Source organism: Streptomyces sp. NPDC052687 (genome assembly GCF_040678395.1).
In the GTDB taxonomy this organism is placed as follows: Bacteria; Actinomycetota; Actinomycetes; order Streptomycetales; family Streptomycetaceae; genus Streptomyces.
In genome coordinates this window covers 67932-93620 of the sequence record NZ_JBFATR010000006.1, presented here as the reverse complement: position 1 = coordinate 93620, position 25689 = coordinate 67932, and the positions used below count along the sequence as shown (strand labels likewise).

General features: G+C 73.0%; 15 protein-coding genes. 11 read left to right on the top strand and 4 right to left on the bottom strand.

Annotated features, from left to right (window positions below; translation table 11 throughout):
* Positions 1 to 36: 36 nt before the first annotated feature.
* Positions 37 to 1371, bottom strand: coding sequence for a 4-aminobutyrate--2-oxoglutarate transaminase (gabT, locus tag AB0K92_RS09095; RefSeq protein ID WP_365920876.1), 1335 nt, complete (start codon positions 1369 to 1371; stop codon positions 37 to 39).
* A gap of 282 nt (positions 1372 to 1653) precedes the next feature.
* Between gabT and AB0K92_RS09090 the strand changes: the two genes are divergently transcribed.
* The 4 genes from AB0K92_RS09090 (at position 1654) to AB0K92_RS09075 (ending at position 7845) form a co-directional block, all read left to right on the top strand.
* Positions 1654 to 3780, top strand: coding sequence for an ATP-binding protein (locus AB0K92_RS09090; protein WP_365920874.1), 2127 nt, complete (start codon positions 1654 to 1656; stop codon positions 3778 to 3780).
* A gap of 107 nt (positions 3781 to 3887) precedes the next feature.
* Positions 3888 to 5465: a PucR family transcriptional regulator gene (locus tag AB0K92_RS09085; RefSeq protein WP_365920872.1), complete on the top strand. Its 1578-nt coding sequence runs from the start codon at positions 3888 to 3890 to the stop codon at positions 5463 to 5465.
* Positions 5466 to 6164 carry an EF-Tu/IF-2/RF-3 family GTPase gene (locus tag AB0K92_RS09080; RefSeq protein ID WP_365920870.1) on the top strand — a complete coding sequence of 233 codons (699 nt, stop codon included), beginning with the start codon at positions 5466 to 5468 and terminating at the stop codon, positions 6162 to 6164.
* A 235-nt stretch (positions 6165 to 6399) separates the two neighbouring features.
* The gene (locus AB0K92_RS09075; protein ID WP_365920868.1) at positions 6400 to 7845 is read left to right on the top strand and encodes an aldehyde dehydrogenase family protein; all 1446 of its coding nucleotides are present in this window, start codon (positions 6400 to 6402) and stop codon (positions 7843 to 7845) included.
* 280 nt (positions 7846 to 8125) lie between these two features.
* Here the strand turns inward: AB0K92_RS09075 and AB0K92_RS09070 are convergent, their stop codons facing one another.
* Positions 8126 to 10972: a glycoside hydrolase family 3 C-terminal domain-containing protein gene (locus AB0K92_RS09070; protein WP_365920866.1), complete on the bottom strand. Its 2847-nt coding sequence runs from the start codon at positions 10970 to 10972 to the stop codon at positions 8126 to 8128.
* Between the two features lie 359 nt (positions 10973 to 11331).
* Here AB0K92_RS09070 and AB0K92_RS09065 point away from each other — a divergent pair, with 359 nt between their 5' ends.
* From AB0K92_RS09065 to AB0K92_RS09035, 7 genes are all read left to right on the top strand, one after another.
* Positions 11332 to 13020, top strand: a complete 1689-nt coding sequence (locus AB0K92_RS09065; RefSeq protein ID WP_365920864.1) for an extracellular solute-binding protein — start codon at positions 11332 to 11334, stop codon at positions 13018 to 13020.
* A 26-nt stretch (positions 13021 to 13046) separates the two neighbouring features.
* Positions 13047 to 14081, top strand: coding sequence for an ABC transporter permease subunit (locus AB0K92_RS09060; RefSeq protein WP_365920862.1), 1035 nt, complete (start codon positions 13047 to 13049; stop codon positions 14079 to 14081).
* Positions 14078 to 15028 (top strand): carbohydrate ABC transporter permease, encoded by a 951-nt coding sequence (locus tag AB0K92_RS09055; protein WP_365920860.1) that lies wholly within the window; start codon positions 14078 to 14080, stop codon positions 15026 to 15028. Before AB0K92_RS09060 ends, AB0K92_RS09055 begins: the two co-directional genes overlap by 4 nt.
* Before the next feature lie 150 nt (positions 15029 to 15178).
* Positions 15179 to 17389, top strand: coding sequence for a 1,4-beta-glucanase (locus AB0K92_RS09050; RefSeq protein ID WP_365920858.1), 2211 nt, complete (start codon positions 15179 to 15181; stop codon positions 17387 to 17389).
* On the top strand, positions 17389 to 19353 hold the full coding sequence (locus tag AB0K92_RS09045) for a beta-galactosidase (protein WP_365920856.1): 1965 nt from the start codon (positions 17389 to 17391) through the stop codon (positions 19351 to 19353). Before AB0K92_RS09050 ends, AB0K92_RS09045 begins: the two co-directional genes overlap by 1 nt.
* Positions 19350 to 21626 carry a glycoside hydrolase N-terminal domain-containing protein gene (locus AB0K92_RS09040; protein ID WP_365920854.1) on the top strand — a complete coding sequence of 759 codons (2277 nt, stop codon included), beginning with the start codon at positions 19350 to 19352 and terminating at the stop codon, positions 21624 to 21626. The genes AB0K92_RS09045 and AB0K92_RS09040 overlap by 4 nt, the downstream gene beginning before the upstream one ends.
* 35 nt (positions 21627 to 21661) lie before the next feature.
* Entirely contained in the window at positions 21662 to 22375 is a 714-nt protein-coding gene (locus AB0K92_RS09035) for a hypothetical protein (protein WP_365920852.1), read from the top strand.
* Between the two features lie 53 nt (positions 22376 to 22428).
* Here AB0K92_RS09035 and AB0K92_RS09030 read toward each other — a convergent pair whose 3' ends face one another.
* A complete protein-coding gene (locus AB0K92_RS09030; protein ID WP_365920850.1) occupies positions 22429 to 24471 on the bottom strand; it encodes a TIM-barrel domain-containing protein in 2043 nt (680 codons plus the stop codon).
* Between the two features lie 96 nt (positions 24472 to 24567).
* Entirely contained in the window at positions 24568 to 25581 is a 1014-nt protein-coding gene (locus AB0K92_RS09025; protein ID WP_166002586.1) for a LacI family DNA-binding transcriptional regulator, read from the bottom strand.
* Positions 25582 to 25689 lie beyond the last annotated feature (108 nt).

The following is a 25689-nucleotide window of genomic DNA, read 5'->3' as shown; positions in this document are numbered from 1 at the left end:
CTGCCGCAGGCTCCATCAGACGCGCGGCGCGCCCGCTCAGATGCGCGCGAACGCCTGCTCGATGATGTCGAGGCCCTCGTTCAGCAGGTCCTCGCCGATGACCAGCGGCGGCAGGAAACGCAGCACGTTGCCGTAGGTGCCACAGGTCAGGACCAGCAGGCCCTCGGCGTGGCAGGCCTTGGCGAGCGCGGCGGTCGCCTCCGGGTTCGGCTCCTTGGTGGCGCGGTCCTTGACCAGCTCGATGGCGATCATGGCGCCGCGGCCGCGGACGTCGCCGATGATGTCGAACTTCTCGGCCATGGCACCGAGACGCGCCTTCATGACCGCCTCGATGTTCTTCGCCTTGGCGTTGAGGTCCAGCTCCTTCATCGTCTCGATCGCGCCGAGCGCACCGGCGCAGGCGACCGGGTTGCCGCCGTAGGTGCCGCCCAGGCCGCCCGCGTGCGCGGCGTCCATGATCTCGGCGCGGCCGGTCACCGCGGCCAGCGGCAGACCGCCGGCGATGCCCTTCGCGGTGGTGATCAGGTCCGGGACGATGCCCTCGTCCTCGCAGGCGAACCACTGGCCGGTGCGGCAGAAGCCGGACTGGATCTCGTCCGCGACGAAGACGATGCCGTTGTCGTTGGCGAACTTCACGATCGCCGGCAGGAAGCCCTTGGCCGGCTCGATGAAGCCGCCCTCGCCCAGCACCGGCTCGATGATGATCGCGGCGACGTTCTCGGCGCCGACCTGCTTGGTGATCTGGTCGATGGCCTGCTTGGCGGCCTCGGGGCCGGCGTTCTCCGGGCCGGTCGGCCAGCGGTAGCCGTAGGCGACCGGGACGCGGTAGACCTCGGGCGCGAACGGACCGAAGCCGTGCTTGTACGGCATGTTCTTCGCGGTCAGCGCCATCGTCAGGTTGGTGCGGCCGTGGTAGCCGTGGTCGAACACGACGACCGCCTGGCGCTTGGTGTACGCGCGGGCGATCTTGACGGCGTTCTCGACGGCCTCGGCGCCCGAGTTGAACAGCGCGCTCTTCTTGGCGTGGTCACCCGGGGTCAGCTCCGCGAGGGCCTCGGCGACCTCCACGTAGCCCTCGTACGGGGTGACCATGAAACAGGTGTGGGTGAAGTCGGCGAGCTGCGCGGAGGCGCGGCGGACGACCGCCTCGGCGGAGGCGCCCACCGACGTCACGGCGATACCGGAGCCGAAGTCGATCAGACGGTTGCCGTCGACGTCCTCGATGATGCCGCCGCCGGCGCGCGCGGTGAACACCGGCAGCACGGAGCCCACGCCCGCGGCGACCGCGGCGGTACGGCGGGCCTGAAGCTCCTGCGACTTCGGGCCGGGGATGGCGGTGACGACGCGGCGCTCCTGCGGAACTGCGGTCATGAGGGCTCCTGGGGGTGTTTCCGGACGCTTGTCTTCTTTTCTCGCAGGTTAAGACGGGTGGGAGGGGGTGGGCATGCTCCATGTGGGCGTTGTCGGCGGGGCCGGTTGTCCGCCGTGGACATAGGCGGCGCGCGCCCGGCCCGGCTCGCCCGGACGGATACCGCCCGTGCGTGCCGCCGCGTCACCGGTGAACTCGCCCTGCCCGCGCGTTAGATTGACTCGCTGATGGTGCACGGGACGGACGCGGACGCGGACACGGCGGCTGGTCAGGGGGCAAGGGCGATGGACAGCGACGGGACCCGGGAGGCGCGGGGCACGCATGCGGAACCGGTACCTCGTCCAGCGCAGCCGCCGGAGATGCCGTCCCTGCCACCCCGCCCCCCGGCGGCGCCGCCCGTGCCGCCCCTCCCCGACGGCTCCGCCTTCCTGAGCTGGCTGCGCACCCCCCGGCCCGAGGCCGCGCCCGGCGTCTGGCGGTTCGGGCACAAGCCGCGGCCCGACGAGGAACCCGAGCTGGTGCCCGGCAGGCAGCTGGCCGCCGGGGCCCTGATCGCGTTCCTGGTCGGCTGGCTGATCTGGTCGCTGCTGTGGAACGGCTACCTCGGCGGCTGGTGGCTGCTGCCGCTGTACGCGATGATCCCGGACTCCTGGGCCGAGCCGCACAGCTTCGCCGCCGTCGTGGTCGTCTACGCCTACTACGCGATCGTCGCCCTGATCATCCTGGTCGGCGTCGGCCGGCTGGGCCGCTGGGGCGAGCTGTGGCGCCGCTACGGCCCGCCCGCCTGGCGGCGCTCCACCGCCCCGGAGAACCAGCGCCCGCCCGCCCCCGAGGAGGACCCCGCCGAGTTCCCCGCGCTGCGCGCCGCCGGCGCCTCCGACGCCGCCGACCGGCTCGCCACCGAGGCCCGCCAGGGCCTGATGCGGGACGTCGACCACGCCCGCATCACCCGCGCCTGGCAGGGCGTGCGCAGCGGCCGGCACTCCCTCGCCGCCTTCACCGGCGCCGTCCTGCGGGAGGGCTCCGCCGCCTGCCCGCACCCCTCCGGCGCCCGCGACCTGCCCGGCCGCCAGGCCCGGCACGACCTGCTCACCGGCCAGGTCCGGCTCGGCACCACCGCCGACGACCCGCGCAACCCCTACGCCTACCGCGGCACCGGCCTCGCCCTCGGCCCCGAACTGCTCGGCACCTCCCTGCTCGCCGTCGGCCCGGCCGGCTCCGGCAAGACCGGCACCCTGGTGCGTCCGCTCGCCGAGTCGCTGTGCCTGCACGCGCTGACCGGGCGGGCCGCCGTCGTGGTCGTCGGCGCGGCGGGCGCCGGACTCGGCCCGGCCGAGGCCTACGACGTCGTCGTCCGCATCGGCAACCCCGAGTCGATGTACGACCTGGACCTGTACGGCGGCACCACCGACCCCGACGAGGCCGCGGCCGTACTGGCCGAGGCCCTGGTGGGCGACCTCGCCGACCCGCACCCCGGCAGCGACAGCCGCCGCTCCACCACCGTCCTCGCCCAGCTCCTCGGCCCGTACCGCGCCGTCCACGGCCGCTTCCCGTCCGTCCCCGAGCTGCGCGCGCTGCTCGACGGCGCGCCCGGCCCGCTCGCCGAGCTGCGCGCCGGTCTCGTCGAGGCCGGGCAGGAGTCGCTGCTGCGCGAACTGGACGCGCGCGAGCGGCAGATGGCTCACCCGGGGGACGTCAGCGGCGTCCTCGCGGACCGGATCGCCCTGCTGGACCGCCCGGCGTTCGCGGGCTTCTTCGACACCTCCGGCCAGTCCCGGCCGTTCTCCCTCAAGGCCCTCGACCACCCGGTCCGGGTCCGCATCGACCTGCCCGCGCGCGGCCACGCGGACGCCTCGCGGATCCTGGCCCGGCTGGTGCTCGCCCAGTTCACGGCGAGCGTGGCGGTGCGGGAGGACCGCTCGCTGTTCGCCTGCCTGATCCTCGACGACGCGACCGGCGTGGTCACCCCGGAGTCGGTGCGCGGCATCCAGCGCCTGCGCTCCGCCAACGCGGGCGCCGTCCTCACGCTGCGCACCCTCGACGACGTACCGCGCCCGCTGCGCGGCCCGCTCCTCGGCGCCACCGGATGCCGGATCGCCCTCTCCGGCCTCACCCCCTGGGACGGCCAGGACTTCGCCGAGGTGTGGGGCAAGGAGTGGACCGAGGCCCGCGACGTCACCGACCGGCAGATCATCGCCGAGACCCCCGCCGGGAAGGCCGTGCACATGCTGCGCCGGGTCATCACCGGCAAGGCGCCGACCGCGCGCGCGGTGACCGTACGGCAGGTGGAGCGGGAACGCTGGTCCGCGTCGGAGCTGGCCCACGCGGTGCCGCCGGGCCACGCGGTGCTCTCCCTCACGAACGTCAAGGGCGAGCACGCGCCGCCGCTGCTGGTGGACCTGCGGGGATGAAGCGGCGCCCCGCGGTCATACGGTGAGGCAGAATCGGTACCGGTCGTTCATACGCGACGGCCAAAAGATCACCCCGATTCCCCCTCCTCGAAGGCTCTGAAGGCCCCATGCCTCCCACGCTCGCCTCCCTCGTCCACCACTCGGCGCTCAAGCTGACCGTCCGGGCGGGCGCGGACCGGCTGGACGTGCCCGTCCGCTGGGCGCACGTCAGCGAGCTGGCCGACCCCGTGCCGTACATGGAGGGCGGGGAACTGCTCCTGATCACCGCGCTGAAGCTGGACGCGGAGGATCCGGAGGCCATGCGGCGCTATGTGCGGCGGCTGGCCGGCGCGGGCGTCGTCGGCCTCGGCTTCGCGATCGGGGTGAACTACGAGGAGATCCCGAAGGCACTGGTCGACGCGGCGGAGGAAGAGGGCCTGCCGCTCCTCGAAGTGCCCCGCCGCACCCCCTTCCTGGCGATCACCAAGGCGGTCTCGGCGGCCATCGCGGCCGACCAGTACCGCGCGGTCACGGCCGGCTTCGCGGCCCAGCGCGAACTGACGAAACAGGCCCTGAACGACGGCCCCGAGGGGCTGCTCGGCGCGCTCGCCGCCCAGGTCGACGGCTGGGCGGCGCTCTACGACGCGTCCGGCGCCGTCGTCGCCGCGGCCCCCGAGTGGGCCGGCCGCCGCGCCGCCCGCCTCACCGCCGACGTCGAACGCCTGCGCGACCGGCCGGCCCCGGCCAGCTCGGTGGTCGGCGGCCCCGACCACGAGGACCGCGTCGAACTCCACTCCCTCGGCACCGGCCGCCGCCCGCGCGCGGCCCTCGCCGTCGGCACCGAGGCCGCCCTCGGCACCGCCGAGCGCTACGCCGTCCACTCCGCCATCGCCCTGCTCACCCTCACCACCGAACGCTCCCGCTCCCTGCACGAGGCCGAGCAGCGCATCGGCGCGGCGGTGCTGCGGATGCTCCTCGCGGGCGAACCGGACCACGCCCGCGCCGTCGCCGGAGACCTCTACGGCGGCCTCCTCGACGCCCCCTTCCGCGTGATCGTCGCCGAGGGCGACGCGGGCGGAGCCGGCCTGGCCGAGGCGGTCGAGGCGGCCGGCGCCCGGGCCGGCGAGGCGGTGCTGGCCGTGCCCGAGGGCGACCGACTGATCGTCCTCGCCGCGGACGGCGGCGCGGCGGCCCACGCCTGCGCCGAGTACGCGGCGTCCCTGGAGGCGGCCCGCGGCACGTCGTCCTCCGTCCGCGAACCCTCCCCGGCGGAGGGCGACGACCTGGTGATCGGCCTCTCCGCCCCCGCGGGCCCCATCGCCGCCGCGGCCGCCTACAAACAGGCCGAACAGGCTCTGTCGGTGGCCCGCCGCCGCGGCCGCATCCTCGTCGAACACGAACAGCTGGCGTCGGGCTCGGTGCTGCCGCTCCTGGCCGACGACGCGGTCAAGGCCTTCGCCGACGGCCTCCTGCGCGCCCTGCGCGAACACGACGCCACCGGCCGCGGCGACCTCGTCGCCTCGCTGCGCGCCTGGCTCTCCCGCCACGGCCAGTGGGACGCCGCCGCCGCCGACCTGGGCGTCCACCGCCACACCCTCCGCTACCGCATGCGGCGGGTCGAGGAGATCCTGGGGCGCTCCCTGGACGACCCGGATGTGCGGATGGAACTGTGGCTGGCGTTGAAGGCGACGGCGGCGGAGCAGTAGATGCCCGGTGAGCCGCCACCCTTCCTGATGACGGTCGAGGACGTCTTCGTCCCGAAGCGGGGCAGGCTGGTCATGGCGGCGGGCCGGATCGAGCGCGGCCGTGTCCGCCGGGGCGACGAGGTGGCGATCGTCGGCTTCGGCACCGAGGAGAACGTCCGTGCGGCGGGCATCCACGACGGCGGGCGCGAGACCGACGAGGCCGGCGCGTGCGCCAACGTCGCCCTGCTGCTCCCGGGCGCCGTGGCCGACGTGCTCGAACGCGGACAGGTACTCGCGGCACCTGGCTCCATCCGCGCGTACGGCGTCTTCGCGGCCGACGTCGCGGTCCTGGCGGAGGACGAGGGCGGCGCCGAGGTGCGCACCGGTGACACCCTGGACTGCTACCTGCGCGGCGCCGCAGTCGTGGGCACGGTGACCCTGCCCCCCGGCCTGGACGCACTCCGACCGCTCCACCAGGCCACCGTCCGGATCGACCTCGACCGGCCCGTCCCGCTGGAGTCCGGCCACCGTTTCGCCTTCCGCCGACACGGCCGCGCCGCGGGTTCCGGCACCGTGACCCGGCTGCTCGCGTCAGCCCCGGCCCCGGCCTCGGGCTCCGAACCGCCGGGTGACGGCCTTCCGCACATCGGTCCGGGCGACCTGCAGCGCGAAGCCGCCGTCCCCGCCGCCAACCGCGGGCACCGCACCTCGGGGGCATAGCCAAGGAAAGTGTGAATTGCACGCACCCTGGTGTGCGACGGGGTCCTCGCAAGATCGCAGAAGGCTGACGGACCTTCGTCGCGCGACGACCCCCGTAGCGGCCGGACGGTCCAAACCGGCGCACCCCCACCCCCCCACCACTACACTCTGGACAACCCCCCGACCGCCCCTCCGCCCCTACCGTGGAGCCGACAGGCAACACCACCCCCAACGCGGAAGGGCACGGGCTTCGACCATGACCTCCACCCACGCCTTCTGGCTCGCCGGCCGTCCGGTCACCGGTGAGAGCACCTTCGATGTCACCAACCCGTGGGACGGTCGGCTCGTCGGGCGCGTCAGCCTGCCGACCGACGCGCAGGTCGAGGAGGCCGTGGCCGCCGCGTACGCCGTGCGGGACGAGTTCGCCGCGACGCCCGCGCACGTGCGTGCCGCCGCGCTCGACCACGTCAGCAGGCGGCTCGCCGAGCGCACCGAGGAGATCGCGCGGCTGATCTCCGCCGAGAACGGCAAGCCGATCAAGTGGGCCCGCGGCGAGGTGGGCCGCGCGGTGTCCGTGTTCCGGTTCGCGGCCGAGGAGGCCCGGCGGTTCAACGGCGGCGAGGCGCAGCGCCTCGACACCGACCTCGGCGGGCAGGGCCGGCTCGCGCTCACGCGGCGGTTCCCCAAGGGCGTCGTGCTCGGCATCGCGCCGTTCAACTTCCCGCTGAACCTGTGCGCCCACAAGGTCGCCCCGGCGATCGCGGTCGGCGCGCCGATCATCCTCAAGCCCGCCCCGGCCACCCCGCTCTCCGGCCTGATCCTCGGTGAGCTGCTGGCCGAGACCGAGCTGCCCGCCGGGTCGTGGAGCATCCTCCCGGTGGAGAACGACCGGATGCCCGCCCTCGTGCAGGACGAGCGGCTGCCGGTCATCTCCTTCACCGGCTCCGACAAGGTCGGTTACGCGATCATGGACTCGGTGCCGCGCAAGCACTGCACCCTGGAGCTGGGCGGCAACGGCGCCGCGGTCGTCCTCGCCGACTGGGCGAGCGACGAGGACCTGGACTGGGCGGCGAACCGTATCGCCACCTTCTCCAACTACCAGGGCGGCCAGTCCTGCATCTCCGTGCAGCGGGTCATCGCCGACGCCGCCGTCTACGACCGGCTGCTGCCGCGGATCGTCGCCGCCGTCGAGGCCCAGGTCACCGGTGACCCGAGCGACGACGCCACCGACGTCGGCCCGCTGGTCAGCGAGGACGCCGCCAAGCGGGTCGAGTCCTGGGTGGACGAGGCCGTCGCCGCGGGCGCCAAGCTGCTCGCCGGCGGCAAGCGCGACGGCGCCTCCTACGCCCCGACTGTCCTCGCCGAGGTCCCGGCCGACGTGACGATCGCCTGCGAGGAGGTCTTCGGTCCGGTCCTCACCGTGCAGAAGGTCGACGGGGAGGCCGAGGCCTTCGCCGCCGTGAACGACTCCAAGTTCGGCCTCCAGGCCGGCGTCTTCACGCACGACCTCCAGACCGCCTTCCGCGCCCACCGCGCCCTGGAGGTCGGCGGCGTGGTCATCGGCGACGTGCCGTCCTACCGCGCCGACCAGATGCCGTACGGCGGCGTCAAGCAGTCCGGTGTGGGCCGCGAGGGCGTGCGGTACGCCATGGACGACTACACCTACGAGCGGGTGCTCGTCCTCACCGGTCTCGCTCTCTGAGGAGACTGACAGGCCGACGGCCGGAGCCCGACTGTGCGGGGGCTCCGGCCGTTGTCATACACGGCTGTTGTCGTCCACGGCCGTTGTCGTCCACGGCGTCCACGGCCGTTGTCATCCACGGCAGTCGGTTGTCGTCCACCGGGCGGGCGGCGCCCCCCTGGCTAATGGGAACCATTTTCAGGTAAGCTCGCCCCCGACGCGAGCTCGCCGTCCCGAAGGGGCCCGGCACCGATGCCTTCCGGTGCCGGGCCCCTTCCCCGCGTCGGCCTGGTCCGGACCCTCAACCGGAGAAGCCGACGTGCGCGAGCCGCAGCGGGCCGCGCAGTCTGACGCGGACGTCGCGCACGCCGTCCGCGGTGAAGGCGGCGGTCAGACGCGTGTAGTCGTACGGGCCCGGCGTCGGGGCCGTGAGCGTCAGGGTCGTCGGCGCCGCGCCGGAGGCCGACCACAGCTCCACCGTGCCGCCCTCGCCCGCCACCTCCACGGTGACCTGACGGACGCCCGTGCCGAAGTCGCAGTCGCGGTACACCAGATCAGCGACCTCCGCCGCCGGTGTCACCGCGTCGCCCGACACCTTCGTACGGTCCACGATCCGCACGCCGCCGTGCTCGTCGAAGTCCACCGCGTCCAGGCCGCGCGACACCACCGCGCGCGGTGCCGCGGGCTCGCCGTCCAGCGTCACCGTCGTCCGCAGCCGGATGTCCTCCGAGGACGCCCCGGCCAGCAGCTCGTACGGGCCGGGCTCCACGCGCCAGTCGCCCCGCGCGACGTCCCAGAACGCGAAGGCGGACAGCGGGACGTCGAAGGACAGCTCCCTGGTCTCGCCCGGCGCCAGGGTGAACCTCGCGTGGTCCAGCAGCTGGCGGCGCGGGCGGATCACCGACGGGTCCGCCGCCCGGGCGTAGAGCTGCGCGACCTCGTCCGCCCGGACCGCGCCGGTGTTGGTGACCGAGAACGTGACGCGCACCGCGCCGTCCGCCGCCCGTGCGCTCAGGTCCGTGTAGGTGAAGCGGGTGTACGACAGGCCGTGGCCGAAGGGGAACAGCGGCGTGCCCTCGAAGTAGAGGTAGGTCTGGCGGCTGCCGATCACGTCGTAGTCGAGGAGGCCGGGCAGGTCCGCGTCGTCCGCGTACCAGGTCTGCGGGAGGCGGCCGGCCGGTGAGACGTCGCCGGCCAGGACCCGGGCCAGGGCGGTGCCGGCCGCCTGGCCGCCGTGCGCGGTCCACAGCATCGCGGGCAGCGCGGCGGGTGCCACCGCGTAGGGGTACGCCGACACCAGCGCCAGCACCGTGCGCGGGTTGGCGGCGCGGGCGGCGCGCAGCAGGCGCTGCTGGTGGCCGGGGAGCCGCAGCGTCGTACGGTCCTCGGTCTCACGGCCGTTGAGGTGCGGGTCGTTGCCCGCGACCACCACGACCACGTCCGCGCCGGCGGCGGCCCGCGCCACCGCGTCCTCGCCGTGCTCGGTGACCTCCAGCGCGAAGACCGCCGGCTCGTCCGGGGAGCCGGGCGCGGCAACCTTCACGCCGTCCGCGGCGACACAGACGTGCCGGCCCGTCCCCAGGTGGAGCAGGAGGTGACCGTTCTCGTGGGGTTCCAGGCGGAACGTCTCCTGCACGACCCAGCCGCCGGGCTGGTCCGCGGAGGCGCGGACGTAACCGTCCTCGGCGACGGAGAGATAGCGGCCGTCGGGGGCGCGCAGCGTCAGCACGTCCTCGCCCCAGTCGATCAGGGCCAGTTCGGTGCCGTCGGCGCCGGTGGTCAGCGGCGGCAGGTCGGTGCGGCCGGCGAGCAGCGCCGGGTCGAGCGCGCCCTCGGCGCCGCGCGCCGGGCCGTCCGCCCGCTCGGCCGGCGGTACGCGCAGATACGTGCCCTCGGCCGTCCTGAGCCGGATGCGGTCCACGCCTTCCGCGAAGCTCACCCGGTCGGCGCCGAACCGTTCCAGCAGCCCCTCCAGCGGGGTGGACCGGTGGATCAGCGTGCCGCTGTACCAGTCGAGCTTGCACTCGTCGGCGAGCAGGCCGACGACGGCGATCCGGGTGTCCGGCGCCAGCGGGAGGAGCCCGTCGTTCTTCAGCAGGACGATGGCCTGCTCGGCCGCCTCCTGCGCGAGCGCCCGGTGCTCGGGGGTGTCGAAGGCGCCCGGGGCGGCGTACGCGCCGGGGCCGTCGAACTCGCCGAGCCGGAAGCGCACCGAGAGCTGGCGGCGGACGGCCGTGTCGATGTCCGCTTCGGTGAGCAGGCCCTTCGCCAGGGCGCCCCGCAGCCGGGCGGTGATCTTCGAGCCGTCCGTGCCGTGGTCGGTGAAGCTGTCCACGCCGGCCAGCAGCACCGCCGCCGTCGCCTCCTCGTGGGTGTCGAAGTAGTGCTCGGAGTCGACCAGGTTGGACGGCGCGCCCGCGTCCGAGCAGACCAGCAGCTCCTGGTCGGTCCAGGTGCGCAACTGCTCGCGCAGGTACGGGGAGACGTGGTTGGGGCGGCCGTTGACCAGGTTGTACGCCGGCATCACCCCGGCGACCGCGCCCGCCTCGACGGTGTCGCGGAAGGCCCGCAGGTCGTACTCGTGCAGCACGCGCGGGCGGACCGAGGCCGAGGAGGTGTCCCGGTCCGTCTCGTTGTTGTGGGCGAGCCAGTGCTTGAGGACGGGGGCCGTGCGCCAGTACACCGGGTGGTCGCCGCGCAGCCCGCGGGTGTAGGCGGTGGCGATGGCCGAGGTGAGCCGGGGGTCCTCCGAGTAGCCCTCCTCGTTGCGGCCCCACAGCGGATGGCGCAGCAGGTTCACCGTCGGCGCCCACACGTTGAGCCCGACCCGCTCGTCGCGGGCGCGCATCGCGCGCACCTCCTGCGATACCGCCTCGCCGACCCGGCGCACCAGCTCCGGGTTCCATGTCGCGCCCATCCCCACGGCCTGAGGGAACACCGTCGCCGGGCCCATCCAGGCCACCCCGTGCAGGGCCTCCTGGCCGGTGCGGAACGCGGCGATGCCGAGGCGGTCCACGGCGGGCGCGAACTGGTGCAGGAAGGAGAGCTTCTCGTCGAGGGTGAGCCGCGACAGCAGGTCGTCGATGCGCTTCGCGAACGGCAGGTGCCGGTCACGAAAAGGCGGTGCGGGCGGCGTTCGTTCGGTCACGTGGGGTTCCCCTCGGAATGGAGCGACGAGGCGCTTTCGAAGCGCTTCGATGCTCAGTGGGAGCAGGGCCGGGTGTCAAGACATCGCGGTGCATCAACTCCCGGGTCCCGCCGACATTTCAAGGTGTGTACGGGGGAGCGCCGGGGACCCGGATTCCGGGTCCGCGCCTTTGAGGAATCTTGGAAACGACCCTTGTGCACCCCCGGGGGTTCACTTAACCTCGCAGCAACATCGAAGCGCTTCGACGCACCGACCTTCAGAAGTCGAAGGAACGCTTCGGCTCAGCCAGTTCCACTGAAGACACCGCAGCCGACGGCCCCACCGCCGGGTGTCCTGGTGCGCCACGAAGGGTTGACGCAATGACGCCGAACGCCGCTTCCGTCTCCTCCGGCCCGAGCCGGAGGAGCTTCCTCGCCTCCACGGCGGTCGCCACCGCAGCGGTGGCCGGGGGCATGCCGCTGCTCGCCGCCTGTGGCGGCTCGGAGGACGGCGACTCCCGCGAGGGCACCACGTCGGGCAAGAAGGCGCGCAAGCTGCTACCGGCGTACGTCGCCAGCAACGTGGTGACCCCGGACATCCCGGCGAAGAACGGCTCCGCCGTCGGCTTCACCCGCAAGGTCGTGCTCGCCGACCTGAAGACGTCCGTGCCGAAGAAGCTCGGCAAGGGCGGCTCCATCAGGATCATGTCGCCGTTCTGGGGCAGCCCGCCGAAGGGGAACAACGCCTACTACGCGGCGATGAACGACCTGATCGGCGTCGACATCACCTGGCAGAACCAGGACGGCATCACCTACGACGAGAAGCTGGGCGCGGTCCTCGCCTCCAGCGACATGCCGGACGTCGTGGTCATCCCCAGCTGGAACATGGGCGGCAAGATACCCAGCGCCATCATCAGCAAGTTCGCCGACCTCGGCCCGTACCTGTCGGGCGACGCGGTGAAGAAGTACCCCAACCTGGCCGCCATCCCCACCGAGGCCTGGCAGTACTCCATCTTCGGCGGCAAGCTGCGCGGCCTGCCCCAGCCGGCGCCCTCCGTCACCGGCATCGTGCCCTTCTACCGCAAGGACGTCTTCGACAAGGAGGGCTGGCAGCCCCCGCGCTCCGCCGACGAGTTCCTGTCCTTCGCCAAGGACATCACCAACGCCCGCGCCAAGGTGTGGGCCTGCGACGACATGAAGTGGACCGCCTTCAACATCTTCGGCGTGCTGTCCGGCAGCGAGAAGCCGCTCGGCTGGAACCAGGTCGACGGCAAGCTGGTCTACCGCGTCGAGACCGAGGAGTTCCTCGAGGCGCTGGAGTGGACCCGCAAGCTGTACGCCGCGGGCGTGGTCCACCCCGACGCCAAGGCGGCCACCCAGGGCACCGCGGGCGACCGGTTCACCGCCGGCCAGGTCCTGATGTACAACAACAACATCTCGGACTGGTGGGGCAAGATGTCCGAACAGGCCGCCCAGAACCCGGAGTTCCGGATCGCCGGCATGGACATCTTCGGCCACGACGGCGGCGACCCGCGGCTGTGGGCCGGATCGCCCGCCGGCATCTTCGCCTTCGTCAACAAGAAGGCGTCCAAGGCCGTCATCGAGGACGTGCTCGCCGCCGCGAACGTCACCGCCGCCCCGTACGGCACCAAGGAGTACATGCTCACCAACTACGGGGTCGAGGGCACCCACTACACCGTCGAGGACGGCATGCCGCTCAAGAACGACAAGGGCAACGCGGAAGTCGCCAACGCCTATGTGATGCTGGCCAGCCCCGCCCCCACCATCGCCCACCCGGAGTTCCCGGACATCACCCGCGAGCAGGTCGAGTGGCAGCAGCGGATGGGCTCCTTCACCAGCAGGTCCGCCTTCTGGGGCATGCAGATCACCGAGCCCGCCCGCTACACCAACCTCTCCAACGACTTCGAGCAGCTGGAGGACGACATCGTCCGCGGCCGCAAGAAGATCGGCGACATGCAGCAGGCCGTCTCCGACTGGCGCAAGCAGGGCGGTGACAAGCTGCGGGACTGGTACCAGAAGCTGCTCGACGACAACGGTTCCGCGCAGTGACCCGGCGCTGAGGCAAGGAGACGGCCGTGTCCCACAGCACGGTGCCTCGCAGCAGGGACGAGGCGCACACGAGGAAGGCCGCGGCGCGGACGCCGGACACCCCCTCCGGGCGGCGCCCCGCGCGACGGCCCGGCAAGCTGAGCCTGCGGCTCAGGCTGCGCCGCGACCGCACGCTGATCCTGATGACCCTGCCGGCCGTCGCGCTGGTCCTGGTCTTCAACTACGTACCGATCCTGGGCAACGTCGTCGCCTTCCAGGAGTACGACCCGTACATCAGCGACAACGGGTTCGCCGCCATGCTGGAGAGCCCCTGGGTGGGCTTGGAGCAGTTCCAGCGGATCTTCGAGGACTCGGCGTTCTGGGACGCCGTACGCAACACGCTCGTGCTGTTCTTCCTCCAGCTCGTGCTGTTCTTCCCCATCCCGATCGCGCTCGCGCTGCTCATCAACAGCGTGATCAGGCCCCGGGTGCGGGCGGTGTCGCAGGCCATCCTCTACCTGCCGCACTTCTTCTCCTGGGTGCTGGTCATCACCGTCTTCCAGCAGATCTTCGGCGGCGCCGGCATCATCGCGCAGACCCTGCGCCGGCACGGGTACGAGGGCTTCGACCTCATGACCGACCCCGGGATCTTCAAGTTCCTGGTGACGGCGGAGGGCGTCTGGAAGGACGCGGGCTGGGGCATCATCGTCTTCCTTGCCGCGCTCGCCTCCGTCAGCCCGGACCTCTACGAGGCGGCGGCCATGGACGGCGCGGGGCGCTGGCGGCGCCTGTGGCACGTCACGCTGCCCGCGCTGCGGCCGGTGATCGCGCTGCTGCTGGTGCTGCGGGTCGGCGACGCGCTCACCGTCGGCTTCGAACAGATCCTGCTGCAGCGCGACGCGGTCGGGCCGGGCGCGGCGGAGGTGCTCGACACCTATGTGTGGTGGAACGGCGTGCGCAACCAGGACTTCAGCTTCGCCGCGGCCGCGGGCCTGATCAAGGGACTGGTCAGCGTGGCGCTGGTGCTCGCCGCGAACAAGGTGGCCCACATGATGGGCGAGCAGGGGGTGTACAAGAAGTGACCGCCGTCCTGGACCAGAAGCACGAACCCGTGGCGGAGAAGGCGCCCCGCTGGTGGCAGGCCCCGCCGCGGCCCGTCTGGGAGGAGCCGCCCGGACGGGCCGGGCTCGCCGGCAAGGGGATCGTCCTCGCCGGTGCCTGCCTCGCCGTGCTGTTCCCGCTGTGGATCGTCATCGTCACCAGCCTGTCGTCGAAGAAGACCATCACCGAGGCCGGCGGTCTGGTGCTGATCCCCAGGGACATCACCTTCGTCGCCTACCAGGAGCTGCTGAGCGGCGGGCAGGTCACCCGAGCCACCCTCGTCAGCCTGGGCGTCACGCTCGTCGGCACGCTGTTCTCGATGACGGTGTCCGTGCTCGCCGCCTACGGGCTGTCGCGCAGCGGGTCGCTGGGGCACCGCTGGATGCTGATGACGCTGCTCGCGACGATGTTCTTCGGCGCGGGGCTGATCCCCACGTACCTGCTGGTGCAGTCGCTGGGGCTGACGGACACGTATCTCGCGCTGATCCTGCCGAGCGCGGTGAGCGTCTTCAACATCCTGGTGCTGCGCGGGTTCTTCATGAACATCTCGCCCGAACTGATCGACAGCGCGCGGATCGACGGGGCGGGGGACTGGCGGATCCTGTGGAAGATCGTGCTGCCGCTGTCACGGGCCGTGGTCGCGGTGATCACGCTGTTCTACGCGGTGGGGTACTGGAGCGCCTGGTTCAACGCGTCGATCTACCTCACCGACCAGGACATGATGCCGCTGCAGAACGTCATGATCCAGCTGGTGCAGAAGCAGGAGCAGCCGGTGGGGATGAGCCAGGCCATCAAGACCGGGCAGATCTCGGCGCTGGCCGTGCAGATGGCGGTGATGGTGCTGGCGCTGCTGCCGGTGGCGGTGGTGTCGCCGTTCGTCCAGAAGCACTTCAAGAAGGGGATGCTGACGGGGGCGGTGAAGGGGTGAGGTTCTTCTCGCCGTAGGGGTGCGGGTCGTATGGCGGCTGCGGCTTCGTCGTGGTCGGTCGCGCCCGCGCGGCGGAGCCGCATGTCGAAACAGCCCCGCGCCCCTGAAGTCACTTCCCGAACCCGAATTCCTCCGAACCGAGGTTGTGTCATGAGCATGTCCATCCCGTCCAGGCGCACCGTTCTCGCCGGGACCGCCGCCGCTGCCGCGGTCACCGCGCTGCCCGCCGTCCCCGCCCAGGCCGGGCAGGCCGGGCAGGTCGGCCAGGCCGCCGGAGCGTCCGCCCACCGCTGGCGCAACGTCGTCATCGGCGGTACCGGATTCATCACCGGCGTGCTGTTCCACCCCGCCGTCCGCGGGCTCGCCTACGCCCGGACCGACATCGGCGGGGCCTACCGCTGGGACGACCGGGCGGCCCGCTGGATCCCGCTGACCGACCACCTCGGCTGGGACGACTGGAACCTGCTCGGCGTGGAGGCGATGGCGGTCGACCCCGCGCACCCGGACCGGCTCTACCTCGCCCTCGGCACCTACACCCAGCCCTGGTCGGGCAACGGGGCGGTGCTGCGGTCCGAGGACCGGGGCGCCACCTGGCGGCGCACCGACCTCGCCGTGAAGCTCGGCGCCAACGAGGACGGGCGGGGAACGGGCGAGCGGCTGCTGGTCGACCCGCGCGACAGCGACACGCTCTGGCTGGGCACCCGGCACGACGGACTGCTCAAGTCGACCGACCGGGGCGCCACCTGGGCGCCCGCGACCGGCTTCCCGGTCACCCCCAGCCCCTCCGGGCAGGGCGTCACCCTGCTCGTCGCGGCCGGCCGCACCGTCTACGCCGGCTGGGGCGACGGTGACGGCACCGCGCCGAACCTGTTCCGCACCACGGACGGCGACCGCTGGCAGCCCGTCCCCGGACAGCCGTCCGGCGCCGCCGCCAAGGTCCCGGTGCGCGCCGCGTACGACCGCCACGCCCGCGAGCTGTACGTGACGTACGCCGACGCGCCCGGCCCCAACGGGCAGACGGACGGCAGCGTCCACAAGCTGGCCTGCGCCACCGGCATGTGGACCGAGGTGACCCCCGCGAAGCCGGACGGCGCCGCCGACACCTTCGGGTACGGCGGGGTCGCCGTCGACGCCCGCCGCCCGGGGACCGTCGTCGTGTCCACCAACAACCGCTGGGCCGCCGTCGACACCCTCTACCGCTCCACGGACGGCGGACGCTCCTGGACCTCGCTGAAGGAGTCGGCCGTCCTCGACGTGTCCGAGACCCCGTACCTGAAGTGGGGGCAGGACAAGCCCAAGTTCGGCTGGTGGATCCAGGCCCTCGCCGTCGACCCCCACGACGCGCGCCACATCGTCTACGGCACCGGCGCCACCCTCTACGGCACCCGCGACCTCAGGCACTGGGCGCCGGAAATCCGCGGGCTGGAGGAGGCGTCCGTGCGGCAGCTGATCTCGCCCCCGGAAGGGGAGGCGCACCTGATCAGCGGGCTCGGGGACATCGGCGTGATGTACCACGAGCGGCTCACCGCGTCCCCCTCGCGGGGCATGGCGGCCAACCCGGTGTTCGGCACCGCGACGGGACTCGCGCAGGCCGCGCGCAAACCGTCGTACGTCGTCCGCACCGGCTGGGGCGACCACGGCAACGGCGCCCACTCGCACGACGGCGGCCGCACCTGGGCGCCCTTCGCCACCCAGCCCGGCCTCGCCGAGGACGCGCCGGGGCCGATCGCCGTCAGCGCCGACGGGAGCGTGCTGCTGTGGACGTTCGTGCACTGGGACGGCACCCGTTACCCCGCCCACCGCTCGGCGGACCACGGGGCGACCTGGTCCGAGGTCGCCACCTTCCCCAAGGGCGCCATACCGGTCGCCGACCCGGTCGACCCGGCGCTGTTCTACGCCTACGACACCGCCTCGGGAACGGTGTCCGCCAGCACCGACGGCGGCCGCACCTTCACCGCGCGGGCGACCGGACTGCCCGCCGGCGACAGCCAGTTCAAGCTCGTCGCGGCCCCCGGACGCGCCGGCGACCTGTGGCTGTCCGCCAAGGAGAACGGGCTGTACCGGTCCACCGACGGCGGGGCCGCCTTCACCGAGGTCACCAGCTGCCGGGCCTCGTACGCCCTCGGCTTCGGCAAGGCCGCCGACGGCGCGGACTACCCGGCCGTCTACCAGGTCGGCACGGTCGGCACCGTCACCGCCGTGTACCGCTCCGACGACCGGGCCCGCACCTGGGTGCGGATCAACGACGACCGGCACCAGTGGGGCTGGACCGGCGAGACGATCACCGGCGACCCGCGCGTGTACGGCCGGGTCTACGTCGCCACCAACGGCCGCGGAATCCAGTACGGAGAGCCGGTCTGATGCCCCACCTGAACGCTGTCACCCGCGGCCGGATCCTCTTCGGCGGCGACTACAACCCCGAGCAGTGGCCCGAGGAGACCTGGCACGAGGACGTCCGGCTGATGAAGGACGCCGGCGTCAACTCCGTCACCCTCGGCGTCTTCTCCTGGTCCACGCTCGAACCCGAGCCGGGCGCACGGGAGTTCGGCCGGCTGGACACGCTGATGGACCTGATGCACGCGCACGGCATCGGCGTCGTCCTGGCCACCCCCACCGCCTCGCCCCCGCCCTGGATGGGCCGGCTCTACCCGGAAACCCTGCCCCGCGACGCCGACGGGCGCACCGAACACTGGGGCGGGCGCCAGCACTTCTCCCACTCCAGCGCCGTCTACCGGCGGTTCGCCGCCGCCATCACCGAGGACCTGGCCGCCCGCTACGCCGACCACCCCGCCCTCACCCTGTGGCACATCAACAACGAGTACTGCACCTTCGACTACGGCGACGAGGCCGCCGAGCGCTTCCGCCGGTGGCTGCGGGACCGGTACGGCACCCTCGACGCCCTCAACACCGCCTGGGGCACCGCCTTCTGGAGCCAGGGCTACGACACCTGGGAGAGCGTCATCCCGCCCCGCCGCGCCCACTACCTGCCCAACCCCGCGCAGGTGCTGGACTTCCGGCGCTTCACCTCCGACATGCTCCTGGAGTGTTACACCGCCGAGCGGGACATCGTGCGCCGGCACACCCCGCACCTCCCGGTCACCTCCAACTTCATGCCGCTGTGGATCGGCCAGGACGCCTGGCGCTGGGCCGAGGAGGAGGACGTCGTCTCCGTCGACCTCTATCCGGACCCGCGCGACCCGCTCGGCGCCCAGCACGGCGCCCTCGTCCAGGACCTGACCCGCTCGCAGGCGCGCGGCCCCTGGATGCTGATGGAACAGGCGGCCGGCCCGGTCAACTGGCGCGGCGTGAACCACCCCAAGCCGCGCGGGCTGAACCGGCTCTGGACCCTCCAGGCCGTGGCCCGCGGCGCGGACGCCGTCTGCTACTTCCAGTGGCGCCAGTCCCGGCAGGGCGCGGAGAAGTTCCACTCCGGCATGGTCAGCCACGCGGGGGAGGAGGGCCGTACCTTCCAGGAGGTCAAGCGGATCGGCGCGGACCTGCAACGGCTCACCGAGGTCACCGGCACCCCTCTCGTGGCCGACGTCGCGATCCTGCACGACTGGCACGCCTGGTGGGCCGGCGCGCAGGAGGGCCGGCCGTCCACCCTGGTCGACCACCCGGCCGTGCTGCACGCCTGGCACCGCGCCCTGTGGGAGGCCCACCTCACCACCGACTTCGCCCACCCCGAGCACGACCTGAGCCGCTACCGCCTGGTCGTCGTCCCGCAGCTGTACCTCCTCACCGACGCCGCGATCGAGAACCTGCTCGGCTACGTCCGCGCGGGCGGCACCCTCGTGAGCGGCTTCCTCACCGGCGTCGCCGACGAGGACGACCGGGTCCGCGCGGGCGGCATGGACGCCCGGCTGCGCGAGCTGTTCGGCGTCCGCGTGCTGCACGAGTGGTGGCCCCTGGACGCGGGGGCAAGCGTCGCGTGCGACGGCTTCCGGGGCACGCTGTGGTCGGAGGAGATCGAGGCCGCCGACGACGTCACCGAGACCGTCCCCTACCGGGGCGGCGAGCTGGACGGACTGCCCGCCGTGCTGCGCCGGGGCCGCGCCTGGTACGTCTCCACCCTCCCCGAACCGGACGCCCTGCGCGGCCTGCTCGCCCGCGCCGCCGAAGAGGCCGGCGTCCGCCCGGTCCTGGCGGACCTTCCGGCCACGGTCGAGGCGGTGCGCCGCGGCGCGCTGCTGTTCGTGCTCAACCACGGCCGCGAGCCGGTGACCGTACCGGTGCCGGGCCGCCACCACGACCTGCTCACCGGAGCGACGGTGACGGACGAGGTCCGCCTGGACCGCTACGGCGTGGCGGTGCTGCGGCCATGAGCGGTACGCCCGTGAACCCGCACCCCGCCGGGACCGCCCCGGCCGTGGACGGCACGCATCCCCGGGACGAGGCCCCCGCCACCGGCCCCGTGCACGGCACCTGGGAGCCCCGGCCCGCCGGCCGCTGGGAGGACGCCTTCCTCAGCGGCAACGGCCGCCACGGCGCCCTGGTGTTCGGCGACTCGAACGACAACCGGGTCATCGTCACCCACCACACCCTCGTCCGCCCCGCCGGCGACGAACGCTACCGCCGCCCGCCCCGGCTCGCCGCCGCCCTCCCCGCCCTCCAGGACCGTCTGCTGGCGGGCGACCTCACCGCCGCCGAGACCTTCACCGACGGCCGCCCGCTGCACTGGGTGCGCTCCTTCCACCCGGCCTTCCAGACCCGCCTGCGCGCCGCCACCGCCCCGGACGGCCCCTACCGGCGGTCCGTCGACTTCACCACCGGCGAGGTCACCGCCGTCCACGGCGAGCGGACCAGCCGCGTCTTCGTCTCCCGCGCCGACGACGTCATCGTCCAGCGCGTCACCGCCCCCCACCTCACCCTCGGCCTCTCCCTCGACCCCCGCCTCCCCGGCGCCCCGCACGGGCTCGGGGTCGGGGAGGGCGCCGTGCTCACCGCCGACGGCGCCCTGCTCGGCCTGCGCGTGCGCTACCCGGGCAGCGACCTCGCGTACACCGGGGTCGCCCTGGCCGTCGTCGAGGGCGGCACGACCCGGCTGGCGCCGCCCGGCGCGCGCATCGAGGGCGCGACGGCGCTGACGCTCCTCACCCGGGTGCGCCGGCACACCGGAGAGCTGGACCTGGTCGCCGAGGGCCGCGCCCTGCGGGAACTCCTCGACGGCAGGTCGTACGACGACCTCCTCGCCCGGCACACCGCCGGGCACCGCACCGCCTACACCCGCGTCACCCTCGACCTCGCCGCCGACCCGGCCGAGCGCGCCCTGCCCGGCTCCGAGCTGCTGAGCCGCCCGCGCAGCACCGCCCTCCTGGAGCGGCTGTTCGCCGCGGGCCGCTATCACCTGCTGTCGGCGAGCGGCATGTTCCCGCCCCGCCTGACCGGCCTGTGGACCGGCGACTGGGACACCGCCTGGGCGGGCGCCTTCACCAACGACGCCAACCTCAACCTCCAGACCGCCTCCGCCGCGGCGGGCGCCCTGCCCGAGGTCACCGAGGCCCACGCGGCGCTGGTCCACGGGCAGCTCGCCGACTGGCGGGACAACGCCCGCGCCGTCTTCGGCACCCGCGGCGCCGTCGCACCCGCGCACACCGACGGCGAGTCCGGGCACGCCTACCACTTCAGCCGCGAATACCCCCTGCACCTGTGGACCGCCGGCGCCGACTGGCTGCTCAAACCGCTCGTCGACCACGACGAGACCCACGGCACCCGCGACCCGCGCACCGCCGCCGCGCTCGCCGAAGCCGCCCGCTTCTACGAGGACTTCCTCACCCGCACCGACGCCGACGGCCACCTGGTGATCGTCCCCTCCTACTCACCGGAGAACCGCCCCGCGAACGGCAGCTGGGGCGCCCTCAACGCGGCCATGGACCTCTCCGCCGCCCGGCACGCCCTGCGCACCGCGGCCGCGTACCACCCGGGACCCGACGCCGACCGCTGGCGCGCCCTCGCCGACCGGCTCCCGCCCCACCGGATCAACGCCGACGGCGCCCTCGCCGAATGGGCCTGGCCCGGCCTCACGGACTCCTACGACCACCGCCACCTCAGCCACCTCTACGGCGTGTGGCCCCTGGACGAGATCAACCCCTACGACACCCCCGCCCTGGCCGAGGCCGCCCACCGGGCGCTCGAACTGCGCGGCGCCGAGAACGACTCCGCGCACGGCCATCTGCACCACGCCCTGATCGCCGCCCGCCTGCGGGACGCCGGCCGGGTCGCGCACGCGCTCGACCAGGTCCTCGGCGGCGACTTCTTCCACGCCTCCCTGATGAGCGCCCACTACCCCCGCCGCGACGTCTACAACGCGGACGCCGCGCACACCCTGCCCGCCGTGCTGATCGAGATGCTCGTCCAGTCGACGCCCGGCCGGCTCGTGCTGCTCCCCGCCCTCCCGGACCGGCTCGGCGAGGGCGAACTGCGCGGTGTGCGGACCCGGTTCGGCGCGCGGATCGACCTCACGTGGAGCCGCACCGGGACGACCGCCGTCGTACGGCCCTCCCGCACCACCCGCGTGGAACTCAGGACCCCCTCCGGCACCGGTCACCTCGACCTGACCGCCGGAGAGGACCGCGTCCTCGACCTGGGGACGCGGTGACCCCCACATTTCCCCCACCCATGGAAGGGACACCCATGGAAGCACGCACCCTGAGCAGGATCACCAAGGCCCTGCTGGCCCCGGCGCTCGCCCTCGGCGCCACCGTCGGCCTCGCCTCCGCCCCCGCGCACGCCGCCGTCTGGAACTCCTGCGACCAGTGGGGCAACACCACGCTGAACGGCTACACCCTCTACAACAACATCTGGGGCTCCGGCGCCGGCAGCCAGTGCGTCTGGGCCAACTCCGGCACCAACTGGGGCGTCTGGGCCGACCACCCCGACACCGGGGGCATCAAGTCGTACCCCAACTCCAAGAAGGTGATCAACAAGCCGATCACCTCGATCACCTCGCTGACCAGCAGCTACAACGTCACCGTCCCGTCGTCCGGCGCGTACAACACGTCGTACGACATCTGGGACACCGACTACGACTACGAGATCATGCTCTGGGTCAACCACAACGGCGCCGTCGGCCCGCTCGGCACCTCCCAGGGCACCGTCACCCTCGGCGGCCACACCTGGAACGTCTACAAGGGCAGCAACGGCCACAACGAGGTCTTCTCGTTCCTGCGCACCTCGGACTCCAGCTCCGGCACGGTGAACATCCTGCCGATCCTGAAGTGGATCAAGGACACCAAGAAGTGGATGGGCAACGAGACCATCGGTGACGTCCAGTTCGGCTACGAGATCACCTCGTCCGCGGGCGGCCTGAACTTCACCACCAACAACCTCACCGTCAGCGGCGGCTGACCGGCGGGGCGGGGGCAGCCGGTCCCCTCTCCGGCCGCCCCCGCCCGAAGCGGCTACTCCGCCACGGGCAGCCGCGCCCCGTCCCGCAGGAACAGCGGGATGCGGTCCAGCGGGGCCTCGACCGTCACGGCCGTACCCCCCTCGTACGTCGCACCGGTCCACGCGTCCGTCCAGACGGCGCCCGCCGGCAGATAGGCCGTGCGGGCCGTGGCGCCCGCGGTCAGCACCGGGGCGACCAGCAGATCCCCGCCCAGGAGATAGGCGTCGTCCACCGACCAGGCCGTCTGGTCCTGCGGGAACTCCAGGAACAGCGGCCGCATCACCGGCAGCCCCTCCTCGTGGGCCTCGCGCATCACCTTCAGCACATACGGCTTCAGCCGCTCGCGCAGCCGCAGATACCGCTCCATGATCGCGCCGGCCTCCTCGCCGTACGACCACACCTCGTTCGGGCCGCCGGTCATCTCCGGGCCGAGCGGCATCCCCGGGTCGCGGAAGCCGTGCAGCCGCATCAGCGGGGACAGCGCGCCGAACTGGAACCAGCGGACCATCACCTCGCGGTACGCCGCGTCGTCCGGGTCGCCGCCGTGGAAGCCGCCGATGTCGGTGTTCCACCACGGGATGCCCGACAGGGCCGTGTTGAGCCCGGCGGCGATCTGGCGGCGCAGGGTGGCGAAGTCGGTGCCGATGTCACCGGACCACAGGGCCGCGCCGTAGCGCTGACTGCCCGCCCAGGCCGAGCGGTTGAGGGTGATGATCTCGTCCTCGCCGGCCGCCGTCAGGCCCTCGTGGAAGGCGCGGGCGTTCTCCGCCGGATAGATGTTGCCGACCTCCAGGCCCGGCCCCGCCCAGTACCGCAGGTTCTCCTGGAAGCCCGGCTTCAGCTCCGGCTCGCAGGCGTCCAGCCAGAACGACTTGATGCCGTACGGCACCACGTAGTTGTCGCGGATCCGGGACCACACGAACGCGCGCGCCTCGGGGTTGGTCGCGTCGTAGAAGGCCACCTGGACCGTGGAGGCGACCTCCTTGTCGGGCCAGTCGGCGTGCGCCAGCGGGCCGTACTGGGTGCCGATGAAGTAGCCGCGCTGCTCCATCGGCGCGTGGTTCTCGCTCAGCGGGGACACCGACGGCCACACCGAGACGACCAGCTTGATGCCCAGCTCGTCCAGCTCGCGCACCATCGCCGCCGGGTCCGGCCACTCCTTCGGGTCGAACTTCCACTCGCCGAGGTGCGTCCAGTGGAAGAAGTCGCACACGATCACGTCGATGGGCAGGTTCCGGCGCTTGTACTCCCGTGCCACGGCGAGGAGTTCGTCCTGGGTGCGGTAGCGCAGCTTGCACTGCCAGAAGCCCGCCGCCCACGCGGGCAGCATCGGGGTGCGGCCGGTGACCGCGCTGTAGCGGCGCTGGGCGTCGGCCGGGGCGCCCGCGGTGATCCAGTAGTCGATCTGGCGGGCCGAGTCCGCCACCCAGCGGGTCCCGTTGTGCGCCAGCTCCACCCGGCCGATCGCCGGGTTGTTCCACAGCAGGGTGTAGCCGCGGCTGGAGGTCAGGACCGGGACGGAGACCTCGGCGTTGCGCTGGACCAGGTCCAGCACCAGGCCCTTCTGGTCCAGCCGGCCGTGCTGGTGCTGGCCGAGGCCGTACAGCTTCTCGTCGTCGTACGCGGCGAACCGCTGCTCCAGCCGGTGGTACCCGTTGCCGACCGCCGTGTACAGCCGCGGGCCCGGCCACCAGAAGTGGGCGCGCTCCTCGGCCAGCAGTTCCCCGCCGTCATCGGTGCGCTCGAAGCGGACCAGGCCCTCGGCGCTCACCCGCACGGTCAGCGCGCCCACCGTCAGCCGGCCCTCGCCGTCACCCGTCTTGACGGTGGACGCGGTGGGCGGGGCCTCGGGGAGCAGGGCGCCCGGCAGTCCGTCGAGGACCGGGCCGCCCAGCCGGGCGCGCACCCGGACCGCGTCCGGACCCCACGGCTCGATCCGCAGCGTCTCCTGACGGCCGCTCCACTCCAGCGCGCCGCCCTGCTCGCGGAACGTGCCGACGGTGGGGGAGGACTGCGCGAGGCTGACCTTGGGCTGGATTTCGGCAGGCTGAATCACGTGGCGTGCTCCTGAAGACATGGGGGTGCCCCGGGAAGGGCCAGGACGAGGTGGTCCGCGCAGGACCGGGCGGGTGGGGCCGGGGTGGGGGAGGCGTCAGGAGAGGGCGGGCGCCGGTCCCGTGCTCGCGCGGACCGTCAGCTCGGGCGCGATCAGCACGACCTCGTCGCTGCCGCGCCCGTCCAGCTTGGCGACCAGGTGCTCCACGGCGTACCGGCCCATCTCCTGGGCCGGGATGGCGACCGAGGTCAGCCGCACCGAGGCCTGCACGGCGACCTGGTCCGGGCAGATCGCCACCACCGAGACGTCCTCCGGCACCGCCCGGCCCTGCTGGCGCAGCAGGGCGAGCAGCGGTTCGACCGCCGACTCGTTCTGCACCACGAACCCGGTGGTCGCCGGACGCTCGTCGAAGATGCGGGCGAGCGTCGCCGCCATCGCGTCGTACCCGCCCTCGCACGGGCGGTGCAGCACCCGCAGCCCCAGCTCGCGGGCGCGGCCGCGCAGCCCCTGCAGGGTGCGTTCGGCGAAGCCGGTGTGCCGCTCGTAGACCGCCGGGGCCTCGCCGATGACGGCGATGTCCCGGTGCCCGAGCGAGGCCAGATGCTCCACGCACAGCGCGCCCGTCGCCGTGAAGTCGAGGTCCACGCAGGTCAGACCGGTGGTGTCGGAGGGCAGACCGATCAGCACCGACGGCTGGCCGGCGCCGCGCAGCAGCGGCAGCCGCTCGTCCTCCAGCTCGACGTCCATGAGGATCATCGCGTCGGCGAGCCCGCTGCCGGTGACCCGGCGCACCGCGTCGGGGCCCTCCTCGCCGGTCAGCAGCAGCACGTCGTAGCCGTGGACGCGGGCGGTGGTGGCCACCGCGATGGCGATCTCCATCATCACCGGCACGTACATGTCGGTGCGCAGCGGGATCATCAGCGCGATGATGTTCGACCGGCTGCTGGCCAGGGCGCGGGCACCGGCGTTCGGGTGGTACCCCAGCTCCCGGATGCTCTGCTCGACCCGCTGCCGGGTGGTCGCCGAGATGGACCGCTTGCCGCTGAGGACATAGCTCACCGTGCTCGCCGAGACTCCGGCGTGCTGGGCGACCTCGGCGAGGGTGACCATCCGCTCTCCAAGCTTTGTGAAGCGCTTCGACAAAGCGCACTGCGAACAACGGCGGGTGAGGGTGGTTCGACAGTAGCCCCAGCGCGAGTGGGTGTCCATAGGCTGTCG